The sequence below is a fragment of the Bradyrhizobium sp. AUGA SZCCT0177 genome (assembly GCF_018130125.1).
Classification (GTDB): domain Bacteria; phylum Pseudomonadota; class Alphaproteobacteria; order Rhizobiales; family Xanthobacteraceae; genus Bradyrhizobium.
Map to the genome: position 1 here is coordinate 81,659 of NZ_JAFCMA010000018.1, position 20,540 is coordinate 102,198.

General features: G+C 63.0%; 21 protein-coding genes. 9 read left to right on the top strand and 12 right to left on the bottom strand.

Annotated elements, in window-relative coordinates; all coding sequences use genetic code 11:
- Positions 1-8: 8 nt before the first annotated feature.
- The 8 genes from JQ597_RS21470 to JQ597_RS21505 all read right to left on the bottom strand — a co-directional run bounded on the left by JQ597_RS21470 (position 9) and on the right by JQ597_RS21505 (position 7,142).
- The gene (locus JQ597_RS21470) at positions 9-674 is read right to left on the bottom strand and encodes a hypothetical protein (RefSeq protein WP_212266198.1); all 666 of its coding nucleotides are present in this window, start codon (positions 672-674) and stop codon (positions 9-11) included.
- A 248-nt stretch (positions 675-922) separates the two neighbouring features.
- Complete coding sequence (locus JQ597_RS21475) at positions 923-1,615, bottom strand: cytochrome c3 family protein (RefSeq protein WP_212266200.1); 693 nt, start codon at positions 1,613-1,615, stop codon at positions 923-925.
- A 9-nt stretch (positions 1,616-1,624) separates the two neighbouring features.
- On the bottom strand, positions 1,625-2,134 hold the full coding sequence (locus JQ597_RS21480) for a nitrate reductase cytochrome c-type subunit (RefSeq protein ID WP_212266202.1): 510 nt from the start codon (positions 2,132-2,134) through the stop codon (positions 1,625-1,627).
- The gene (gene napA / locus JQ597_RS21485) at positions 2,107-4,602 is read right to left on the bottom strand and encodes a periplasmic nitrate reductase subunit alpha (protein WP_212266204.1); all 2,496 of its coding nucleotides are present in this window, start codon (positions 4,600-4,602) and stop codon (positions 2,107-2,109) included. The genes JQ597_RS21480 and napA overlap by 28 nt, the downstream gene beginning before the upstream one ends.
- Positions 4,603-4,605: 3 nt before the next feature.
- Positions 4,606-4,869 (bottom strand): chaperone NapD, encoded by a 264-nt coding sequence (locus JQ597_RS21490; RefSeq protein WP_212266206.1) that lies wholly within the window; start codon positions 4,867-4,869, stop codon positions 4,606-4,608.
- A complete protein-coding gene (locus tag JQ597_RS38495) occupies positions 4,866-5,147 on the bottom strand; it encodes a 4Fe-4S dicluster domain-containing protein (RefSeq protein WP_212266208.1) in 282 nt (93 codons plus the stop codon). The genes JQ597_RS21490 and JQ597_RS38495 overlap by 4 nt, the downstream gene beginning before the upstream one ends.
- A 7-nt stretch (positions 5,148-5,154) precedes the next feature.
- The gene (locus tag JQ597_RS21500; RefSeq protein ID WP_212266210.1) at positions 5,155-5,364 is read right to left on the bottom strand and encodes a nitrate reductase; all 210 of its coding nucleotides are present in this window, start codon (positions 5,362-5,364) and stop codon (positions 5,155-5,157) included.
- A gap of 1,100 nt (positions 5,365-6,464) precedes the next feature.
- A complete protein-coding gene (locus JQ597_RS21505; RefSeq protein ID WP_192733744.1) occupies positions 6,465-7,142 on the bottom strand; it encodes a DUF599 domain-containing protein in 678 nt (225 codons plus the stop codon).
- A gap of 159 nt (positions 7,143-7,301) precedes the next feature.
- On the opposite strand from JQ597_RS21505, the gene JQ597_RS21510 reads away from it, so the two are divergent.
- The 4 genes from JQ597_RS21510 to JQ597_RS21525 all read left to right on the top strand — a co-directional run bounded on the left by JQ597_RS21510 (position 7,302) and on the right by JQ597_RS21525 (position 10,237).
- Positions 7,302-7,958, top strand: a complete 657-nt coding sequence (locus tag JQ597_RS21510) for a glutathione S-transferase family protein (RefSeq protein ID WP_212266212.1) — start codon at positions 7,302-7,304, stop codon at positions 7,956-7,958.
- 274 nt (positions 7,959-8,232) lie between these two features.
- On the top strand, positions 8,233-8,436 hold the full coding sequence (locus tag JQ597_RS21515; RefSeq protein WP_192733742.1) for a hypothetical protein: 204 nt from the start codon (positions 8,233-8,235) through the stop codon (positions 8,434-8,436).
- Positions 8,437-8,728: 292 nt separating this feature from the next.
- On the top strand, positions 8,729-9,760 hold the full coding sequence (locus JQ597_RS21520) for a hypothetical protein (RefSeq protein ID WP_212266214.1): 1,032 nt from the start codon (positions 8,729-8,731) through the stop codon (positions 9,758-9,760).
- 39 nt (positions 9,761-9,799) lie between these two features.
- Entirely contained in the window at positions 9,800-10,237 is a 438-nt protein-coding gene (locus JQ597_RS21525; RefSeq protein ID WP_212212433.1) for a DUF1489 family protein, read from the top strand.
- 42 nt (positions 10,238-10,279) lie between these two features.
- On the opposite strand, the gene JQ597_RS21530 is transcribed toward JQ597_RS21525, so the two are convergent.
- Positions 10,280-11,053, bottom strand: a complete 774-nt coding sequence (locus tag JQ597_RS21530; RefSeq protein ID WP_249133486.1) for a hypothetical protein — start codon at positions 11,051-11,053, stop codon at positions 10,280-10,282.
- A gap of 80 nt (positions 11,054-11,133) precedes the next feature.
- On the bottom strand, positions 11,134-11,985 hold the full coding sequence (gene panC / locus JQ597_RS21535) for a pantoate--beta-alanine ligase (protein ID WP_212266216.1): 852 nt from the start codon (positions 11,983-11,985) through the stop codon (positions 11,134-11,136).
- Between the two features lie 332 nt (positions 11,986-12,317).
- Here panC and JQ597_RS21540 point away from each other — a divergent pair, with 332 nt between their 5' ends.
- The gene (locus JQ597_RS21540) at positions 12,318-13,241 is read left to right on the top strand and encodes a division plane positioning ATPase MipZ (RefSeq protein WP_212266218.1); all 924 of its coding nucleotides are present in this window, start codon (positions 12,318-12,320) and stop codon (positions 13,239-13,241) included.
- A gap of 27 nt (positions 13,242-13,268) precedes the next feature.
- Here the strand turns inward: JQ597_RS21540 and JQ597_RS21545 are convergent, their stop codons facing one another.
- The gene (locus JQ597_RS21545) at positions 13,269-14,360 is read right to left on the bottom strand and encodes a zinc-binding dehydrogenase (protein WP_212266220.1); all 1,092 of its coding nucleotides are present in this window, start codon (positions 14,358-14,360) and stop codon (positions 13,269-13,271) included.
- Positions 14,361-14,471: 111 nt separating this feature from the next.
- Between JQ597_RS21545 and JQ597_RS21550 the strand changes: the two genes are divergently transcribed.
- From JQ597_RS21550 to JQ597_RS21565, 4 genes are all read left to right on the top strand, one after another.
- The gene (locus JQ597_RS21550) at positions 14,472-15,242 is read left to right on the top strand and encodes a helix-turn-helix transcriptional regulator (protein WP_212266222.1); all 771 of its coding nucleotides are present in this window, start codon (positions 14,472-14,474) and stop codon (positions 15,240-15,242) included.
- Between the two features lie 317 nt (positions 15,243-15,559).
- On the top strand, positions 15,560-16,444 hold the full coding sequence (locus tag JQ597_RS21555; RefSeq protein ID WP_211995998.1) for an alpha/beta fold hydrolase: 885 nt from the start codon (positions 15,560-15,562) through the stop codon (positions 16,442-16,444).
- Between the two features lie 110 nt (positions 16,445-16,554).
- Positions 16,555-17,319, top strand: coding sequence for a VWA domain-containing protein (locus JQ597_RS21560; protein ID WP_212034909.1), 765 nt, complete (start codon positions 16,555-16,557; stop codon positions 17,317-17,319).
- A gap of 67 nt (positions 17,320-17,386) precedes the next feature.
- Complete coding sequence (locus JQ597_RS21565) at positions 17,387-18,115, top strand: DnaJ domain-containing protein (protein WP_212266224.1); 729 nt, start codon at positions 17,387-17,389, stop codon at positions 18,113-18,115.
- 251 nt (positions 18,116-18,366) lie between these two features.
- Here the strand turns inward: JQ597_RS21565 and JQ597_RS21570 are convergent, their stop codons facing one another.
- A complete protein-coding gene (locus JQ597_RS21570) occupies positions 18,367-20,214 on the bottom strand; it encodes a D-alanyl-D-alanine carboxypeptidase (protein ID WP_212266226.1) in 1,848 nt (615 codons plus the stop codon).
- Positions 20,215-20,540: the final 326 nt, after the last annotated feature.

A 20,540-nucleotide genomic window follows, 5' to 3' on the forward strand; every position in this document is an offset into this window, starting at 1 on the left:
CGCGCTGCTCAATCCGCCCTGCGGGCGTTGACCGGCTTGATCTCGGAAAGGACCGTGCTGAGACCATCGACAATGGGCTCCGCATCGGTCGCCGTGGCCATTATCTGTAGCTCCGGGAAGTAGAGTTGAAAGCTACGACGTGTGCGGCCGGCCTCGTTGGTGTTTTCGCTCTCGCCATGGATCACCTGGAGAACGCAGGATCCAACCGCGACTGTTCCTTCCGACTTGAACTTGTAGGAGATCGTACTGGTTTTCTCTTGAGTAATATTCTCACCGTCCGTTGATACCGCACGCATCTTGTACGTCAAATCAGATCGACGATCAAAATGCCTGGGGAGTCCATCAGGCGTATACTTCAATGTGTGATGCGAGTATTTGCCGGCGTAAGGTGTCGTCCAGTCCGCCGATGCGATGGTTCCATCGACATAGATTGCCTTCGTCACGAAGACGGGTGGGTTTGGGCGCGTGGATGGCTGTGTCTGGTGAGTCCATACAACCCTGCCGCCCGATGTGTCTCGATGGGCCTGAACGACTGTCCTCGTGCCGTCCTGACCATGATAGGCCAACTCAACGGGAACGGTGGAGTTCTTGATCGCGTCGCAGTCGATGGCAGGCGCGGGTTGCGCAGCCGCGGAGGTCGCAAACAGCAAAAGCGATATGAGAAGAATACGCATGGGTTGTCCGTTATGCGGTTGGCCATCCCAACCCGCTATCATCCGTTTGCGTCTGTCGCTCATGACAGCTTGAAAGTTCAATCGCTGCTCCAGAGTTGGTAGCGCGGATGCCTTCGGCTCAATCGCCCGGCCGGCCTAACGATGTCTGCTCCTGAGCGTGGAACGGACATCCTCGTTATGGAGTCAAGAAAAGTGACCCAGTTCGGATATTGCCGAAAGCAGCTGACGAGACTACTTCGCCACACGGGTTACCGGTCGGCCTTTGTGGCTGCCAGATAACGCAAGAGGTCGTGTTCGGGAACGTCAAATTGACTTTGACGATCCCTCATTTCGGGCGCAGGCAGCCAGCCCGGTTCGATGCCAGTCATGTCGGGTAGTTCGTGTGCAATGCCCTTGTGGCAGTCGATGCAGGTTTTGTCGCCGGGTACGAGAAACTTTGCGTGGATTTCCGCCGCACGCCGCGTTTGCTTGGTGAAGTCCATCGCCGCCGAAGAATGGCAGTTGCGACATTCCAGCGAATCGTTGGCTTTCATCCGCCCCCACTCGTTCTTGGCGAGTTCGAGACGGTGGGCCTGAAATTTCTGCCTGGTATCGATGGTGCCGAAGATCTTGCCCCAGACTTCCTTCGATGCTTGCATCTTGCGTGCGATCTTATCCGTCCAGTCGTGCGGAACGTGGCAGTCGGGGCAGGTGGCGCGGACGCCCGAGCGGTTGGAGAAATGGGGCGTGTGCTGCAACTCCTGGAAGACGTTGTCGCGCATTTCGTGACAGGAGGTGCAGAACTTCTCGGTGTTGGTGACTTCCAGCGCGGTGTTGAAGGCGCCCCAGAACATCACGCCGCAGACGAAACCGCCGAGTGCGAGGAAGCCCAGGCTCAAATGCGCGCTTGGGCGGCTGGCAATCCGCCAGAACCAGATGAGGAGTGCCCTGACTCGCTGCATGCAGGCTTCTCACTTCTTTCCGGGTTCGACGAGAAGCATGTCCCTGAAGGTGCTCGGCACGAGCGGCTGGGCATCCGTCTGCTGGACGTGACAGGCGGTGCAGAAGTATCGGCGCGGCGTAACGTCGGCGAGAACTTGCCCGTCGCGGTCCATGAAATGGGTGACGCTGATCATCGGCGCCCCCGAGCCTTCGGTGAACTGGCGTCGGTGGCAATCGAGGCAGCGGTTGGTCTTCAGCGTGAGCTGATAATTATCGATCGAGTGCGGGATGATGGGCGGTTGCTCCGGATAATTGCGCATCAATCGCTTGTCGTCGACGACCGGTCGGGCCAGGGGCGCCGCTGGCACGTCGCCCATCGGGGAGGCTGCACCGGTCACGCGGGGCACGATCTGAGGCGGATTCTGGGGGGCGGTCTGGGCGTAGATCGCGCCGCAGATGAACACCAGCAAGCCGCCGAGCAGTGAGCTCGCCAGAGGCGTGCGAAGTCGCTTCAGGCCGGAATGATCTTGACCGCGCATTTCTTGAAGTCCGTCTGTTTGGAAATGGGATCGGTTGCGTCCAGCGTCACCTTGTTGATGAGTTGGCTGGCATCAAACCACGGGACGAAGACCACGCCACGCGGCATCCGGTTGCGGCCCTTGGTGTCGACGCGGCTCTTGATTTCGCCGCGGCGGGAAACCACGCGGACCTCCGCGCCCTCATTGATGCCCCGGGCACGCGCGTCTTCCGCATGCATGAAGACGCGGGCGCCGGGGAACGCCTTGTAGAGTTCGGGCACTCGCATGGTCATGGAGCCGGAGTGCCAATGTTCGAGCACACGGCCAGTCACCAGCCAGATGTCGAATTCCTTGTCGGGGGATTCCGCGGGCGGTTCGTAGGGCACCGCGATAATCCGCGCCCGTCCGTCCTTGTTGCCGTAGAAGTCGACGCCCTTGCCCGGCTTGACGTAGGGATCAAGACCTTCGCGGTAGCGCCACTTCGTTTCCTTGCCGTCGACGACGGGCCAGCGCATTCCGCGGTTGGTGTGAAGTGTGTCGTAGGATGCGAGATCGTGGCCATGGCCGCGGCCGAACTGGGCGTATTCCTCGAACAGGCCCTTCTGCGCGTAGAAACCGAACGCCTTTGACTCGCGGTTCTCGTACTCGGCCGGGATCTCGTTTATCGGGAACTTGTCGACGTTGCCGTTGCGGAAGAGAACTTCGAACAGGGTCTTGCCGCGATAGTTGGGATTGGCGGCGAGGATCTCCGCGGGCCACACCTCGTCGGTGGTAAAGCGCTTGGAGAACTCCATCATCTGCCAGAGATCGGAGCGCGCCTCGCCGGGTGCGTCGACGAGCTGCCGCCAGACGTGAGTACGCCGTTCCGCGTTGCCGTAGGCGCCTTCCTTCTCGACCCACATCGCCGCCGGCAGAATCAGGTCGGCGGCCATCGCCGTTACGGTCGGGTAGGCGTCGGAGACGACGATGAAGTTCGCCGGATTCCGGTAGCCCGGATAGGTTTCCCGGGAAGAGTTCGGCGCGGCCTGCAGATTGTTGTTCACCTGGATCCAATAGAAATTCAGCTTGCCGTCGTTCAGCATCCGGTCCTGTTCGACTGCGTGATAGCCCGGCTTCTCCGGAATGATGCCGTTCGGGACGCGCCAGATGTCCTCGGCGTGCTTGCGGTGTTCGGGATTGGTGACGACCATGTCGGCGGGCAGGCGGTGCGCGAAGGTGCCGACTTCGCGCGCCGTGCCGCAGGCGGACGGCTGTCCCGTCAGTGAGAACGGCGAATTGCCGGGTTCGGAGATCTTCCCGGTCAAGAGATGCAGATTGTAGAGCAGCTGATTGGCCCATACGCCGCGAACGTGCTGGTTGAAGCCCATGGTCCAGAGCGACATCACCTTGCGCTTCGGATCGGCGTAGAGCTCGGCGAGCTCCTGCAGGAAGCCGCGCTCGACGCCCGTGAGCTCGGATACCTTCTCGAGCGTGTAGTCCTTCACAAAGGCTGCATAGGCCTCGAAGTCAATCGGCTGCGTCGCGCCGGCTGTCGCCGCGCCTTTGGCTTTGACTTCAAGCGGATGGTCCGGGCGCAATCCGTACCCGATGTCGACCGTTCCCTTGACGAAGGTGGTGTGGTTCTTGACGAAATCCTGGTTGACCCGCCCGGTCGTGATGATGTGGTTGGCGATGTAGTTCAGGATCGCCAGATCCGTGCCTGGCTTGAATATGATCGGAATGTCGGCAAGGTCGGAGCTGCGGTGGGTGAAGGTCGAGAGCACCGCCACCTTCACATGCGGGTGGCTCAGTCGCCGGTCGGTGAGCCGCGTCCACAAGATCGGATGCATCTCCGCCATGTTGGAGCCCCAGAGCACGAAGGCGTCCGCCGCCTCGAAATCGTCGTAGCAGCCCATCGGCTCGTCCATGCCGAATGTGCGCATGAACGCGACCGCAGCCGACGCCATGCAGTGGCGGGCATTCGGATCGAGGTTGTTGGAGCGAAAGCCGGCACGCATCAGTTTGGTGGCGGCATAGCCTTCCGGCACCGTCCACTGCCCCGAGCCGAACATGCCGAGCGCGGTCGGGCCCTTCTCCTTCAGCACAGCCTTGGCCTGGGTGGCCATCACGTCGAAGGCTTCGTCCCAGGACACCGGCGTCAGTTCGCCGTTCTTGTCGAAGGCGCCGCCCTTTTTGCGCAGCAATGGCGTGGTCAGGCGGTCACCGCCATACATGATCTTGGAGAGGAAGTAGCCCTTGATGCAGTTCAGCCCGCGATTGACCTCGGCGAGCGTATCGCCGTGGGTGGCGACGACCTTGCCGGCCTTGACGCCCACCATGACGCCGCATCCGGTACCGCAGAACCGGCACGGCGCCTTGGACCATTTGATCTCCAGCGATCCGACGCCACCCGCCACCGGCTGCGCGGCGGCCGGAACGGCGATGCCGGCGGCCGCGGCTGCGACAGCGGCAGCCTGCGCCTTCAACAATTCGCGTCGCGACAGTGACATGTTCTAGTCTCCGATATCGGCTAAACGCTCGACCTGCTCGAACACCATGTTGGCCGACAAGACGCCTTGCCACGATGCGATCTCGGCGAGACGGCCACCTATGATTCCACTCTCCGCCGCTTCCATCACGATGACGATTTTCGATGCGTTGCTTTGATGAGTCTCAACCTCCGGTAGGGCTGCGAGCATGCGCAGCACCTCGTCCCGGTGTTTCGGCAACACGGAGATAACCGCACTCGAAATGTGGATGGTGCCTTCCGCCGTCATGATGTGCCACCGTGGCGGGCGGCGCCCAGCGAGATGGCGTCGCCCGGGCACACCCGGACGCAGTCGCCGCATCCGGTACAGGCGTCATCAATCACGATGGCTTCGGGCGGCACCCCGAAGCGGGGACGGAAACGAATGGCTGAAGCCGAACATGCGTCGCCACAGGAGCGGCAGACGATGCCAGCTTTGGCCAGACAATCGTCGTTGATGATGGCGACGGGCCTGGAGAGGAGTTGGCCGCGCAACAGTGAACGGCGGGAAGGTCCTGGGCTTTCCATGGCGACGTTACCCTCCCGGAGGACCGGGAGGGCCCAAGATCACTTGGGACATCCAGACGAGAAAGCCGTATCCGCCGACCACGCCGACGGCGACCACCGGCCAAATGAAGGCGGCAATGATGGCGAATACGAGAAATTCCGCACGTCGGCCGGGCGCGAGCACGGCCTCAGGTGCCGGCTGTTGCTTACCTCTCTGTTTATTTGACGTGTCGCTCATAAACGACCTGCCAGCTCCCAATATCGGACATCGTTGCGCCGGCCACACGCTCCCGCGGTGCCAGTCAACGTGTCTTCTCTAATCGGCGGATAGGCGGCCACGTGCCTGCTCCGTTGCAGGATGCCTGACCTCACTTTTCTTACCTGCCGGTCGGCAAGACCTTCATTGATCTGGATCAATCAAAACCGCGGCGAACCCTTCGGGCCCGGGGGCCACAAGCCGCCGTGCGGGGAGCCGGCTGTTGACGGGCACTGTTCGGAACTCATGCCATGCCTGAATAGAGTCCGTATTGCGCGATTAAGCGGGCGTCCGGTGATCGCTTGAGTTGATGAGTTTACCCGCCATCCACCTACGTCGTGCGAACGGCGTCGCCGCGTGTGCAACAACAAACTGGACGCGGCGAGCGCGACAAATCAACCCGACGGGCAAATCACTTTCGATTTACAGAAATCATGTCAAGCCCAGAATTTCTGAAAATCAAAAATATTTCCCTTTCCTTCGACCCCAAATCACCGGCACATAAATCGTCATCCCGTCCCACTCAGAGGGGCGTTGGCCATCGTCACAACGAGGGGCGGGTCGCGGTGGACGCAACAGTTGCGCTTTGACGCGCGCAGCTGAAGCGTACGGTGAAGTCGTGTGGTCCTGACGCCCGATGCTGGCGTCACGTTCCTGAGAAGCCAAAAGCTGATCAGGGGCAATGGTGGCAAGCAAGCCCGTTCACCAGGGAGAGCGCGATATAAGCCGTAAAGCCATTGCGCAGGGAATGTCGGATGTTCTCCGCTGCCCTGTATGCTCGTGTGCAGCCTACTTAGCACAATTCGCACACGAGATCGCGGGTGCAGCGCGCATCCGGCATTCCCTGCGCCCTCTGATTTTGGAGAGGGCAAGGAAATTTCTCTCAAAGCTCGGGCGCAATGCGTCGCGAGATCGCGAACACGCATTCAGTCGTCGTCACCCGCCCGAGTGCGCAATTGCGCACGGGGGGCGGGTGACCCAGTATTCCAGAGACGGCAATGATTGAACCGATAGGCCACGGCGTACTGGATACCCGCATTCGCGGGTATGACAGCGTTGTATGGAGCCGCATCAAGCTCTCCTCAGCTTCCCATCGCCTTCCACGCATTCGACGCGAACTGCCGCCGCCAGGTGACGATCACGACCATCGCGGTGGTCACGAACAGCACCCATGGACTGACGAACCAGCCGAGATAGCCGAGCGCAAAGAAGAACGAGCGCTGGCCGCGATTAAAATGCTGGCCGGCGGATTCGAACAATCGGGTGGTGCGGATGACATGCGCTTCCGCCTCAGGCGTGCCTTTTTCCGAGGCCGGCGGCATCGCGCCGAGCAGGATGGCGACATAGTTGAACAGGCGATAGGCCCAGGAGAATTTGAAGAAGGCGTAGGTAAAGATCAGGATCAAGCCCACGCATTTGATTTCCCACAGGGCCGGCGAGGGGCTGAGATCGATCGGCAGCGCAGCAAGCACCGCCAATGCGTCGTTGGTGGCGCGCAGCAGGGCCAGCCCGCCGCCGATCGCGATCAGGCTGCTGGAGGCAAAGAACGCCGTGCCGTTTTGCAACGAAGCCATGATCTGCATGTCGACCATGCGGGTTTCGCGATCGAGCAGGTTTCGTATCCAGACCTCGCGATAGATATGCATGCGCGCGGACAGGCTGTCCCGGCCGTAGGCGGTACGCTCGAGGGTGAAGGCATAAACCGTCCACTCCACGACGAAGAACGTGATGGCCGCGATATCGACCCAGTATCCGGTCATGCTGGTCCCCGTCGTCGTCGCTTGGTCACGGCATCTAGGTTTGACGCGTTTTCTTGACGCGAACCGGTGCCCACTTCGCTGGAAAACGCTCTAGATGTACAGGTTGAACGATTGCCGCGCACTATGCCATGATGGCGATCCCAACAGGATTCCCTTGAAATGTTGAAACTGGTCATTGGCAACAAGAATTATTCGTCATGGTCGATGCGGCCGTGGCTGGCGCTGCACGCCAACAACATTCCGTTCGAAGAGGTTTTGATTCCTCTGTACACGGACAACCCGGCCGACAAGCAACGCATCCTGAGCTTCAGCGATGCGGGAAAAGTGCCGGCGCTGGTCGATGGCGATGTCACGGTGTGGGATTCGCTGTCGATCATCGAATATCTCGCCGAAAAATTCCCGCAAACCAAACTGTGGCCGGAAGACCGCGCGGCCCGCGCCCATGCGCGTTCGATCTCGGCGGAGATGCATTCGGGCTTCATGGCGCTGCGCAACGAATGCGGCATGAATTTGCACCGCCCGATCCGCGCGGTTGCGCTGTCGGATGACGCGCAGGCCAATGTGGCGCGGGTCCAGGCGATCTGGGCCGAGTGCCATCAGCGCTATGGCAAAGCGGGGCCGTTCCTGTTCGGCGCGTTCTCCGGCGCGGACGCGATGTTCGCACCGGTCGTGCATCGTTTCCGCACCTATGCGATTCCGGTCACTGGCGATGCGCAGCGCTACGTCGATGCGATGGACGGGTTGCCGGCGTTCCAGGAGTGGACCCGCGACGGGCTGGCCGAAACCATGCTGATCGACGGGCTGGAGGCGATCTGAGGCGCGGCGTTAACCCGTCCGATTCCATGGCCCCTGAACCGCACCGGCCCTGGCTACCGCATAGGGCCGGGGATGCGGAATTGCGGCCGGAATAGCGGCTATGCAAATTCCCCCAAACTGGCATTTAACGCACTGAAATATCTGCAAAATATGCGTGTTCTGGATGCCTCGATGTTGCTGGCTTTTTGGGCCTGTGGTGTGCTAGGTTGACCCAGGGTTCTCAAGTCGGCCGATCGCTAGCGGGACAACTAAGCGCCGCCGACAATCTTGCGTGATGGAGAGGGCGTTGAAGCACAAGTTCACCGTTGGAGAGACTGTCTATTTCACTGCCAGCAACGTTGCCCGACCGGCCGCCAGCGGCACCTATGAGGTGATCCGGCTGCTTCCGACCGACGGTGACGACTGCCAGTATCGCATCAAGAGCTCGACCGAAGCCTTCGAACGGGTAGCCAAGGAAAGCCAGCTTGCGGTCTCCTGAGCCGCGCTTGCGGTCTCCTGAGCCGCGCTTGCGGTCTCCTGAGCCGCGCTTGCGGTCTCCTGAGCCGCGCTTGCGGTCTCCTGAGCCGCGCTTGCGGTCTCCTGAGCCGCGCTCGCGGTCTCCTGAGCAGCTTGCGGTCTCCTGAAGCTGTGCGCAAACCTGCGGTTGACGCGGTTCCATATCGCCCGCCGTCAAAAGGCCCCGTTCGCAGGACCATTCTGTCGGAAGTGAATGCGGGCAAACACGCATTCGCTTTCGCTGATCGCGTTATGCTGCGTGAGGGACACCGCGCATGAGCTGGGACTGGGCATCTTCGCTGGATCAGATCTGGCGCGTACCGACCTTTCCGATGTGGCTGACGCTGGCCGCGGCGGGATTTTTGGGAATCATCGTTCTGATCACGCTGCTGCGCGCGGAGAAATCCGTGGCCAATGGCGTGCTGACGGTCATGACGCTGCTCGCGATCGTCGTCGCTGTCGCCGCGACCATCCGCAGCTTCGGGCCGGATGGCGGCGTCTCGTCCGCTGGAACCCGGGTGGCTTCGGTCAGTGCAGCGTTGCCGCAGCTCTCTTGTATCGACGATCTCGCCGGCGATGCCGTCCTCAACGCCTGCGAGAAGACGCTGTTCGGGTCCGCCGACTCGGTCGCTGCCGCGGTCACCTATGCGGCGTCCCAGATCACCCGCCTGACCGGGGTCGGCGATGCTGCCGCAGCCGACAAAGCGACGAGTTCCGATCTGCAGGCACTGCGCCGCGCCGTCGAGCGCGACCGCTACGGGCTGATGGCCTATGTGCTGATGGCGCGCGACCATTGCACGCCGGCTGCATGCGCCGCGTTCGCCGCGCTGGCCGACAAGCGCCAGGTCGTCGCCAATATGGACGAGCACCTCTACGAGAACCTGATCACGCGCTATGCGCCGTCATGGAACGCACCGCCCCTGGCTGCGACAACACCGGGGCTGCTCGCGGGGTTGCCGCCGTCGATGCCCACTGGCAAGCCCACCAATGCCGAGTTCCCGAGTGCGGCCAATACCCCGCCCATTAGCATCATGAACCCGGAGCCGCCCGCCGCTCGTGCCGCGCCGGCGCCAGCTGCTGCCAATCCACCGGCTTCACCGCGCCCGGCCCCGGCCGCAGCAGCAGCACCGACTACCGCCGCACCGGCCACACCAACCGCCGCAGCGTCACCAGCGCTGGCGGCAGCCAAAAAACAACCACCGGCGCCGAAACGTGCGCCGGCCGCGCCGGTCCAGCTGTCGCCGGCACCGGGGGCGCCGACGGCACCGACGGTGTCATCCACAGCTGCTGCGCCCGCCAACGAATGATCGTTTTCAAACGGCGCGGGGCCCGCTAAACCCGGATCCATGCCGCTTCATCTCATCAAGCTCGCCGTTGGCTGCGAGTCGGTCAAAGAACTCAAGGGCTGGGTTGCCGAACGGATGGCAACCGCCAGGAAAAAGGGTTTGCCGCTCCGCCATATCCACGTCACCCGGATGACGCCGAAACGCGACGAGGAACTGCTTGCCGGCGGCTCGCTCTACTGGGTGATCAAGGGAGAGATCGCGGCGCGCGAAAAGCTGATCGCGATCGAGCCGTTCCGCGACAAGGACGGTATCGGACGGTGCCGCCTGGTGATGCAGCCCAAGGTCATCGCCGTCTCGCCGCGGCCGATGCGCCCGTTCCAGGGCTGGCGCTATCTGACCGAGGACGGCGCGCCCGCCGATCTCGGCAAGTCCGCCGCGGTCGTGGCGTCGATGCCGGAGCCAATGCGGCGGGAACTGCGCGACCTCGGGCTGCTCTGAGACTGGCTCAATTCGGCCGCGTCCACCGTGCGCCGCCAGGCGTTACAGGGATGCCGCGGTGACGAGATGCAGCCGCATCCAATCAGACGGCGGCAGTTCGATCCGGCGGCGGACAGAAGAGGTCTTGTCGACGATGTCGATCAACTCGGTCTCAACCCCCATCTGGCGCAAGTAGACGCGGAACAGCTCATCATACCGTGCGGTCAGGCCGACGCGTTCGTCCTTGGAAAGATTGGGCGCCAACCGGTTATAAACGTAATAGCCGGTCAGCATGACCCGGGCACCGGCCGGTAGCGTGCGATGGACACCGCCGGCCAGGATCAGCACGCACGCAAAATCGCAGGGATCCTGGGGGAGCTTGAGCTTCGCATCGAGCGGCCCGCCGAGACGCTTGAGCGCAAAACAATCCGCCTCCGATTTGCCCCGGCACGCTTCGACCTCGGTGGGTCCCATCGTGGCGTCGATGCTGCGGCTGCGCAGGATTCTGCCGAGACTCATCGCGACAATGACATCGGAATCACCCCGGGTGTGGATCACGACAGGCAGCTTGCGCCCGGCGGTCCTGTCGAGGATGTTGATCAGCCGCTTGTGGGTATCCCACAGCACGGTGCCTTCGGCGGCGATCCATTCCGAGCAGCCCGGCCCACAAGCGCCCACCGTGCCGCGCGCGACGTAAAAGATCATGGCATCGGGCAGTTGGCCGATGCCGCCGACCGGCGGCCGATCTGGTGTCGGCGCCTGGGCCTGGGCGAAACCGACTGCGATCATCGTCAGCAGTCCGCCGAATATCACCGTAGCTATCGATCGCGCACCCATGCTGGCAGTTCCCCCCGCTATCCCTGTGGACATATTTCACGCAGAGGTTGCTCCGCGCAAGTGGGGCGGGGTTCGGCGGCCTAAACCGCGATATTGTCGATCAACCGCGTGGTTCCGATCTTGGCGGCGACCAGCATCCGCATTGGACCCTGTTTGAGCGAGGCGATCGGCGCCAGCGTTTCGGCGTGGCGCACCTCGAAATAGTCCAGCGCAAAACCCGCTCTTGTGATCGTCTCGGCACCGGCCCCCATGACGGCGTCGACCGGCTCGCCGGCGCGCAGGCGCGCCGCGCTTTGCTTCATCGCGCGATAGAGCTCGGGCGCCGCCTGGCGCTGTTCGGGCGCGAGGTAGACGTTGCGCGAGGACATCGCCAGCCCGTCGCGTTCCCGAACCGTGCGCGATCCGATCACCTTGACGCCGAGATCGAGATCGCGCGCCATCTGCGTCACCACCCGCAATTGCTGAAAGTCCTTTTCGCCGAAGATCGCGACATCCGGCCGGCATTGGGTGAACAGCTTGCCGACCACGGTGGCGACGCCGCCGAAGAAGTGCGGGCGGAAGCGATCTTCCAGCCCGGCGGTGGCCGGACCTTCGGGCACGATCCTTGTGGCGAAGTCCTCCGGATACATCGCCTTGACGTCCGGATTCCAGATCAGGTCGACCTTCTCGGCCGCGAGCTTGGCGACGTCGGACTTCCAGGTGCGCGGGTAGGAGCCGAAATCCTCCGTTGGCGCGAACTGGGTCGGATTGACGAAGATCGAGACGACGACTTTCTGTGCGCGGCGCTTGGCGAGCCGAACCAGCGACACATGGCCGTCATGGAGCGCTCCCATGGTTGGCACCAGCGCGATATCAGCCTTTCTGGCGCGAAGGCCATCAAGGGCGCGGCGCAATGCGGGGACGGTACGGACGACCATGGGGCTTCGCGGCATCTGGGCTCGATCTCTTGCACGATGTTTGGGGTGAGGGGGCTGTTGGCCGCGGCCTCTTGGCGGGCGATGCGACCTTATAAGGCCGAGGCATTGCCGCCAAGGTGATCAACCTGTGCAACTCATCACGGCAGTCCGACGTAGCTGCATGGGTCATGTATCGCCAGTCGGGTTCGGCGCGTGGAAACGTGCGCTCGATCACAGATGAACGCGATGTCGCCAAGCGGATTCATGATTAAGGCAGGCAGACAATGATTTAAAAGCGTTATCACGCATTTCGCTTGACCACAGCCGCGCGTGATTTGAAGATATCAAATGGGGGTTGGGGTTGAGTCATGTTGGTTCAGGCTAGTCAGGGTCAGTCCGGTTCGGCGCATGTCGTCGTGCTCGGCAACGAGAAGGGCGGTTCGGGGAAATCCACCACCGCACTGCATATCGCTGTCGCCCTGATGAAAGCCGGTCAGCGTGTCGCCACCATCGACCTCGACTGCCGCCAGCAGAGCTTCACCCGGTACATCGGCAACCGCACCGCGTGGGCCCGCCGCACCGGCCTCGATCTCGAAATTCCCGTCCACTTTTGCATCAAGCTCGGCGAGACGATGCAGATCGCCGACAATGAAAACTCCGAGTTCCAGCAGTTCATGGAAGCGGTGAGCACGGTCGAGCGCGCCTTCGACTTCATCGTCATCGATACGCCGGGGTCGGATTCCTATCTGATGCGCCTGGCCCATTCGATGGCCGATACGCTGGTGACGCCGATCAACGACAGCTTCCTCGATTTCGACGTGCTCGGCACCGTCGACCCCGCCACCTATTCGGTGACCGGCGAAAGCCACTATGCCGAGATGGTGCGCGACGTCCGGCGCAAGCGCCGCCAGCTCGACGGCGCTTCGACCGACTGGATCGTGGTGCGCAACCGGCTGTCGATGATCGGCTCGCGCAACAAGCAGCTCGTCGCCGACAGTCTGAAGGATCTGTCGTTGCGGCTGGGCTTTCGTTCGATCGACGGCCTTGCCGAGCGGGTGGTCTACCGCGAATTCTTCCCGCGCGGGCTGACCGCGCTCGACGACCTCGATGAGGCCACGCTCGGCACGCGGCCGAGCATGGGCCATGTGACGGCGCGCGAGGAGGTGACGAGCCTGCTCCGCCAGTTGAAGCTGCCGCTCGACGAGCGCGGCCGGCGGAGGGCCGCCAACCGCGCCGAATGGTTCAGCCAGGTCGACAAGCCGCTCGAAGTCCACGACATCCTGGGCGCCTGATCAAGGCGCTCGATCATCGGCGCCTGATCAGCGCGATCTCGGCGGCTCGATCACCGTCATCCGGAACGGACCACTATTGCTTGCCGCATGCGCGACCGCGGCGTTGGCGTCGTCGAGCGCAAACGAAGTGACCTCGAATTGATCCAGGCTGACCAGGCCAGCGCGAACAAGCCCAACCATCAACAGGGCCGCGTGCGGCGGGTACATCCATTGGCCGCGAAGGGTGATGCAGTTCCGCATCATCCATGAATAGGGCAGGTCGAGGCCGGCGCCGCCGAGCATGCCGACGCCGCCCATCAGCACCACGCGTCCGTAAGGCCGCACCGCGAGGATGGCGGTCCGCACCTGCATCGCGTTGGCCGCAGGCGGCAGGATGTCCAGCACGCAGTCGATGCCGCCCGCGGCGGCTTGCAGGATCCGCTTGCGGTCGTCTTCCTCCTCGCCGCGCATCGGAACGATGCGGACGCGTGGGCCGAACCGGCGCACGAGATCGGCCAGTGCCTTTTCGTTGCGGCCGGTTGCGATGACGCAAGCGGCACCCATGCCCAACGCGACGGCCACCGCCGCGCTGCCAAAGCTGCCGGTGGCGCCATTGACCAATACGGTCTCTCCGGCCTGCAATTGGGCGGCGAGGAAGCCACCATACGGCACCAGCAGCGTGCCCAGCGCGCACCAGCGCGCGGCGTCCGCTTCTGCAATGCTGCCGATCCGTGCGGCGTTTTCCGTCGGCACCCGCATTTGTCCGGCCCATGCCCCATCGTGAAAGTATCGCTGCAGCCGCAGACCGCCGTCGCTGCCGGCGGTCAGGCCCTGCAGCGCGATGTCGGGGGCAAGCGCATCATCGCGCGAGCGCACCGTCGGATCGCAATAGACCCAGTCGCCCGTGGCCAGATGGGTCGCATCCGGGCCGGTGGCGCGGACGCGGCCGATCGCGCCGGGACCCGGCACCACAGGCAATTCCAGCAGGTATTTGCGTTCGCCGCTCAGGACTTCATTGGCGTAGGCGAGAACCCGGCTCGCCATCACGTCTACGATCACTTCGCCGGTGCCGAGGACGGGATCGGGCAGGGTTTCGATCGCGAGCGGCGATCCGAATTGTTTCAAGACGGCGGCTTTCATGATGGGCATCCTTTCGCAACGAGGAGCCGATTTTCGCAACCCTTCATTTCGCCAACAAGACCTGGTATTATCCTAGGATTGAATGATCCCCCGCTGACGAAGTGCAGGCCCATGAATCCCAGGCAAAGCGAACTCGGCGATTTCCTGCGCTCGCGGCGGGAAAAGCTGACGCCAAAGGCGGTCGGCCTGCCGATCGGGCGGCGGCGGCGAACGCCCGGCTTGCGGCGCGAAGAAGTTGCCGAACTCGCAGGCATCGGCGTCGACTGGTACATCCGGCTCGAGCAGGGGCGCACCGTCAGTCCGTCGGCGGCGACGATCGACGCGCTGGCCCGCGCGCTGCGGCTCGGCAAGGCTGAGCACAAGCATCTGCGGGCACTGACGCAGAATGCCGACCGCCGCGCCTTTGTCCCCGAAACCGTGCCGCCTGCAGTCCGGCGCACCGTCGAGCGGCTCAATTTGCCGGCCTATGTCACCGGCCGCCGCTGGGACATTCTGGCCTGGAATGCGGCCGCGGATGAAATCTTTGCGTTCAGCCGGCTGCCGGAAGGCGACCGCAACATTCTTCTCACCGTGCTGACCAACCGCGCGACGCGAAAGTTATTCGGCGCTTCATGGGAAGAAGAGGCGCGGCGCATCGTGGCGCAGTTCCGCGCCACGCATGACTTGTGGGCCGGCGATCCCGCGTTCCAGGAACTGCTTGCACGGCTGCGGCAGGGCTGTCCCGAATTTTCGGGCTGGTGGGAGGCCCATGATATTGGCGGCGTCTCGGCCGGCCAGAAATCCCTGAGCCATCCGAGGAAGGGGCGGCTGAAGCTGGAATACGCGAGCTTCCAGGCCAATGACGATCCGGCGCTGAAGCTGATCATCTATACTGCGGGCTGAATCCAGTGGTTTTCCGGGATTTCCAGGGCAGACGCGGCGTGCGAAATAAGGGAACGAATTGCCTACAATACCGTTTTCATTAGACTTTTATCGTTCGGTCGAACCGAAGCTTGGTTGGGGCCGTCGTATATAGGCAAATAGGAAATGATCGCCGGGTAGTGAGCAACTGCACAATGGATGGGTGCATCGCACAACGATCAGGCGCTCAATTCACAACATTTGGACTTTATGTCACGCCGCTGTGACATATATCATCAAGAACGAGGCCGAAGAGTCTTGAGACTGACATAGCCCCTACCGGGGCCCCGAGGACGCCGATGAAACGTGGAATTGCCGTTCTGCTTTCACTTACCGTACTGGTTGCGGTCGCGTATTTTACCGCGAGCAAGTGGGCGATCCGTCACGAGACCATCGCATTCCATGATCCGGCGCGAGACAATCGTTTGGTCGCGGTCAATATCGCCGTTCGGCGCGACAAGGAAATGCAGGCCAATGCCGGCATGATCACGCTGCCGGTTGCGATCATCAATCACGGCAACACCGTCAAGCATACCGAGTATTCGTTCCTCTCCAACGCGTTCGCCGCGCGCGGCTATCTTGCGGTCAGCCCGCAGCATGATCTGCCGACCGATCCGCCGATGGTGACCAAGGTCGGCGAACTCTATGTCGGCCGCCTGCCGCAAATTCAGCGCGGCGTCGCCAACATCCATTTTGCCATCGAGGAAATGAAGAAGGTCCTGCCCAACGCCGACTACGCCAGGGTGACCATGGTGGGGCACTCGATGGGCGGCGATATCTCGATGTATTTCGCCAAGCAATATCCCGACGAGATCAAGAAGGTGGTGACGCTGGACAATCTGCGCGTGCCGTTCCTGACCGACGGCAAGTTCAAGATCCTGTCGTTCCGCTCGAAAGACACGCAGTTCAAGCCGGATCCGGGCGTCGTGCCGGATGACGACCAGTGCGAGAAGGCCGGTATTACAGTCGTGAACACCGGCTACCAGCACAACGACATGCGCGATACCGGGCCCGATGCGGCAAAGTCGTCGATCCAGACGATGCTCGACAAGTTCATCGCGGACAACACCGACAGCAGTGTGCTGAAGCCGGTGCCGACCAAGGTGCCGGATCCGCTCGTGAGCAATCCGGGGCCGGTGCCGCTGGCCAGCAACCCACCGACCATCAAGTCGGCGACCAACTAACGGCTCCGCTGTTAACGCTTCCGCTGCCTGATCCCGGCGGATCACGACCGGGTGCATTGACGCCCTTTATAGTCAGCCCCACATAGAGCCTGCTGCAATTGCGAGCGCTCATGGCCGGCGAACCCACCAAACCGAAATCTCCCGCCGACGTCTTCTCGGCGCAGAAACCTCAATCGCGCAGCTCTCCGTTGCCGGAAGCCCGGCCCTCGGCGGCCGAAGACATCGCTGCCTTTGTCGCCAAGGCTCGCGCCATGTCGCCGCACCGGACCGGCGCAAAGGGCAGGCTGGTGTTCGCGCTCGACGCCACCATGAGCCGGCAACCGACCTGGGACATGGCCTGCGCGCTGCAGGCCGATATGTTTCGCGAAGCGGCTTCGCTCGGCAGCCTCGACATTCGCCTGGTCTACTACCGCGGCCTCAATGAATGCCGCGCGACGGGATGGATCTCCGACTCGGCGCAACTCGCTAAATTGATGACCAAGATCGATTGCCAGGGCGGCAATACCCAGATCGGCAAGGTGCTCTCGGAAGCCCGCCGCGAGGCGGTCGCTTCCGCCGTGCGCGCCGTAGTGTTCGTCGGCGACGCCATGGAAGAGTCGGTCGACGACCTCTGCGCCAAGGCCGGTGAACTCGGCCTGCTCAAGGTGCCCGTGTTCATGTTCCAGGAAGGCCACGACGTTGCGGCCGAGCACGCGTTCCGTGAGATCGCGCGCCTCACCGGCGGGGCATGGTGCAGGTTCGATCCCGGCGCCGCGGCCCAGTTGCGCGAGCTGTTGCGAGCTGCAGCGGCCTATGCCGCCGGCGGACGCGAAGCGCTGCTGCGGCTGTCGAAGACCGGAAGCGGCGCGGCCAAGCTGATCGGCCAGATGAAATGATCGCCAGCTTGGCTCTTCAGGTGCGGATCGCCATGCTTTTTGCCGCCGGGGCGACTATATTGGGCCCATGCCAACCCTGATTGCCGGTGTCGTCGCCGTTGTCCTGCTTTATTTGCTGCTGCAGATGTTTCGTGCGGCCAATCCGGTCGTGCTCGCGCGGCTGCTCAAGATCGGCGGCGGCATCATCGCGCTGGCGGTCGCGGCCTTCACCGGGCTCAGGGGCGAACTGGCGGTGGCGATCCCGCTCGGCATCTTCGGAGCGGGACTGCTCGGCTGGTCGCCGTTCGGCCCGTCGGGCTTCAGCAATATCGGCGGGATATTCGGCGGCGGCACGCAGCGCTCGCCCGGACAGACCTCGCGCGTGCGATCGCAGTTTCTCGACATGAGCCTCGATCACGACAGCGGCGCCCTGTCGGGCCAGATCGTCGATGGGCCCTATGCCGGCCGCTCGCTCGACGAGTTCGACCTGGCGCAGCTGACGACGATCATGTCCGGCTTCGACGCCGAAAGCGTCGCGTTACTTGAAAGCTATCTGGACCGCCGGTTTCCCGCCTGGCGTCAGAACGCGCAGGGCGACGCGGCAGGGGGGCAACGCCGCGCGCCGCCGAGCGGCAAAATGACGGACGAGGAGGCCTATCAGATCCTTGGCCTGCAGCCGGGGGCGGGGCGTGACGACATCAGCCGGGCGCACCGCGCCCTGATGAAGAAACTGCATCCCGATCAAGGGGGCTCGACGTACCTCGCCGCCCGTGTAAACGAGGCCAAGGATACTCTGCTTCGCGCGCATCTCAGCTAACTCCGGCAAACGCTACCAAACGCTACAAACCGAGAGCTGCCGCTGCCCTATTCTCTGGTTGATGCCCCGTGTCGCCCGCCATTTTCCGGCGTGGTCGATCCTTCATTCCGGAAAACTTAACCGTAAATTCTTGACGAGAAGTTTGCGCAGGTTCGATTTGCCGCCAGCGACCGCACGGCGTCTGCAACTGTGCTCTGGAAACAACAAAGCCGGCGCTTGCGGCGCCGGCTTTGCGAACAAGAGAGAGAAGGTCAGTTACGAACGGTGATGCAGGAGATGTCGGCGCGCTTCAGCGTCTTGCAGACCGCCTCGGCCTGATCGCGCTCGAGGCCGGCGAAGCGGGCGCGGAACAGCTTGCGATTATCCTTGGCAACGACCGGCTCGGTGAAGGAATCGGCCTTGCCGAGCAGGCCACGGGCCTGATTGCGCGCCTGATCGAGGCGGGTGCGGGCTTCGCTTTCGCTTTCCAGCGCGCCGACCTGGATGATCCAGCCGGTATGGGTAACGGTGGCCGCGGGCTTGATGGCGCCGTTCTGCTGGACGGTCTGTGGCTGGACATAGGCGAGTGCCTGCACGGGGGCAGACGGCACGCTGGAGGCGGGGAGCACGCCGAGTACGCCATGCCCGGTACCGTGATTGGCGGGCTGCGGCGGCAGTTCGGCACGGGCCATTTCGGGCCTGATCACCTCAGGCTTGATGGCTTCAGATCTCGGCTCAGCCCGCGCCACGACGGCGCTGGAGGTCTCCGCCACTTCCGGGCGGACGGGCGCAATCGCGCTGGTGATCGGCGGGGCAACAGGCTGGGACGGGCCGGCGGAAGCCAGCTTCATCGCGCCGGCCTTGACCTGAACCGTCTTGACCTTGACCGGCTTCATCGGCTCGGCCGAGCCGGGGATCGCCGATATCGCCTGGGTCTGAATCACACCGCTGGTCAGCGGGGCCGGTTCGGGCTTGGCCTGCGCCGCGAACTTGGACTGTTCGGGTTTGGGCTGCGGCGCCGGCAGGGCGGCTGCGGCTGCGGCCATCAGCGAGGGCTTGGCCGGGGCGACGCTGCGCGTCGCCTGCATTGCGGCCATGCTGGGCTCGGAGGCCGTGGCGGCGTTGTTGGCCTGGACCGCCTCGGTCGGGCGCGGCGTGCTGGCGACTTCGGCCACCTCGACGCTGGCCTCAGCGGAATTGCGTTCGGTGATGGCGGCGGCGGTGCGGATGGTCGCACCCTTGTCGAGGTTTTCCGCGAGCAGGGTGCGCATGGTGGCGTCGCGCGATCCGCCGCTGCGGCCGCCAAGCACCACGCCGATCAGATGGCGGTTGCCGCGCCGCATCGAGCTGACAAGATTAAAGCCCGACGCGCGGGTGTAGCCGGTCTTGATGCCATCGACGCCTTCGACATTGCCGAGCAGGCGATTGTGGTTGCGGATCGCCTGGCCGCGATAGTTGAATACGCTGGTCGCAAAGTAGCGATAGTAGCGCGGAAAGCGTTCCTGGATCGCGCGGCCCAGCGTTGCCTGATCGCGCGCGGTCGTGAGCTGTTCGTCGTTCGGCAGGCCGTTGGCGTTGCGATAGACCGTCTTGGTCATGCCGAGCGCGCGCGCCTTGCGCGTCATCAGCTTGGCGAATTCATCTTCATCGCCGGCAATGGCTTCCGCGATCACGACCGAGGCGTCGTTGGCGGAGCGCGTCACCAGTCCCTTGATGGCGTCTTCGACCTTGATGGTCTGGCCGGGCTTCAGGCCGAGTTTGGTCGGTGCCTGTTGGGAAGCATACGAGGACACTTCCAGTTCGGAATCCAGCTTCAGCTTGCCGCGCTCGAGCTGCTCGAACAGCAGGTAGAGCGTCATGATCTTGGTCAGCGAGGCCGGACGACGGAGGGCGTCGGGATTGTTGGAGGAGAGCGTGGCGCCGGAATTGCCGTCGACGATGATGGAAGCGAATTGCGGGCTATAGCTCGCCACGGCGGCGTGGTGCCGGGCATGGTGGCGTTGGCGGTAGCGGCGGGCTTCTGCGCTGTCGCTGGTGTAGATGACTGCAGTGGTGAGAGTGACCAGCCCGAGAACGCAAACTCGCAAGATGCGCGAGGAAGCTAAAGTTGTACGAAGCATTTACTTCCCCGTCCCAATTTCTGTCTTGATCACCGGTTCGTGAGGCGAAATTGTGCCCATCGGCCCAGTGACGCTTCCCTGTTCGAAGCGCTTAGCCAGGCTGCAATTGGGGCCCGGCTGGCCGATCAGGTCGCTGTTCTAGCTAAGGTGTTGTTCACAAACAGCTTTCAATCTGTCTGTCGGAAGGCGAACACGTCCGGGAATCAGGTTAGGCGGCGCGAGTTTCCAAAAGGTTAAGTAACCGTTGCGTAACACTCCGGTGTTTGGCGTTAATCGTCGATATTTGTGCGGTGCACAAGATTCCTTGACAGACATTGTGCGTTGCA

What these genes read in the sequence shown, in the direction of transcription:
- JQ597_RS21570 (WP_212266226.1), bottom strand. Translation starts at nt 20,214, where the DNA reads ATGCTTCGTACAACTTTAGCTTCCTCGCGCATCTTGCGAGTTTGCGTT.
- JQ597_RS21505 (WP_192733744.1), bottom strand. Translation starts at nt 7,142, where the DNA reads ATGACCGGATACTGGGTCGATATCGCGGCCATCACGTTCTTCGTCGTG.
- JQ597_RS21540 (WP_212266218.1), top strand. Translation starts at nt 12,318, where the DNA reads ATGTTGGTTCAGGCTAGTCAGGGTCAGTCCGGTTCGGCGCATGTCGTC.
- JQ597_RS21500 (WP_212266210.1), bottom strand. Translation starts at nt 5,364, where the DNA reads ATGAGCGACACGTCAAATAAACAGAGAGGTAAGCAACAGCCGGCACCT.
- JQ597_RS21530 (WP_249133486.1), bottom strand. Translation starts at nt 11,053, where the DNA reads ATGGGTGCGCGATCGATAGCTACGGTGATATTCGGCGGACTGCTGACG.
- panC (WP_212266216.1), bottom strand. Translation starts at nt 11,985, where the DNA reads ATGCCGCGAAGCCCCATGGTCGTCCGTACCGTCCCCGCATTGCGCCGC.
- JQ597_RS21565 (WP_212266224.1), top strand. Translation starts at nt 17,387, where the DNA reads ATGCCAACCCTGATTGCCGGTGTCGTCGCCGTTGTCCTGCTTTATTTG.
- JQ597_RS21545 (WP_212266220.1), bottom strand. Translation starts at nt 14,360, where the DNA reads ATGAAAGCCGCCGTCTTGAAACAATTCGGATCGCCGCTCGCGATCGAA.
- JQ597_RS21470 (WP_212266198.1), bottom strand. Translation starts at nt 674, where the DNA reads ATGCGTATTCTTCTCATATCGCTTTTGCTGTTTGCGACCTCCGCGGCT.
- JQ597_RS21490 (WP_212266206.1), bottom strand. Translation starts at nt 4,869, where the DNA reads ATGACGGCGGAAGGCACCATCCACATTTCGAGTGCGGTTATCTCCGTG.
- JQ597_RS21555 (WP_211995998.1), top strand. Translation starts at nt 15,560, where the DNA reads ATGAAACGTGGAATTGCCGTTCTGCTTTCACTTACCGTACTGGTTGCG.
- JQ597_RS38495 (WP_212266208.1), bottom strand. Translation starts at nt 5,147, where the DNA reads ATGGAAAGCCCAGGACCTTCCCGCCGTTCACTGTTGCGCGGCCAACTC.
- JQ597_RS21560 (WP_212034909.1), top strand. Translation starts at nt 16,555, where the DNA reads ATGGCCGGCGAACCCACCAAACCGAAATCTCCCGCCGACGTCTTCTCG.
- JQ597_RS21475 (WP_212266200.1), bottom strand. Translation starts at nt 1,615, where the DNA reads ATGCAGCGAGTCAGGGCACTCCTCATCTGGTTCTGGCGGATTGCCAGC.
- JQ597_RS21550 (WP_212266222.1), top strand. Translation starts at nt 14,472, where the DNA reads ATGAATCCCAGGCAAAGCGAACTCGGCGATTTCCTGCGCTCGCGGCGG.
- JQ597_RS21515 (WP_192733742.1), top strand. Translation starts at nt 8,233, where the DNA reads ATGGAGAGGGCGTTGAAGCACAAGTTCACCGTTGGAGAGACTGTCTAT.
- JQ597_RS21520 (WP_212266214.1), top strand. Translation starts at nt 8,729, where the DNA reads ATGAGCTGGGACTGGGCATCTTCGCTGGATCAGATCTGGCGCGTACCG.
- JQ597_RS21480 (WP_212266202.1), bottom strand. Translation starts at nt 2,134, where the DNA reads ATGCGCGGTCAAGATCATTCCGGCCTGAAGCGACTTCGCACGCCTCTG.
- napA (WP_212266204.1), bottom strand. Translation starts at nt 4,602, where the DNA reads ATGTCACTGTCGCGACGCGAATTGTTGAAGGCGCAGGCTGCCGCTGTC.
- JQ597_RS21525 (WP_212212433.1), top strand. Translation starts at nt 9,800, where the DNA reads ATGCCGCTTCATCTCATCAAGCTCGCCGTTGGCTGCGAGTCGGTCAAA.
- JQ597_RS21510 (WP_212266212.1), top strand. Translation starts at nt 7,302, where the DNA reads ATGTTGAAACTGGTCATTGGCAACAAGAATTATTCGTCATGGTCGATG.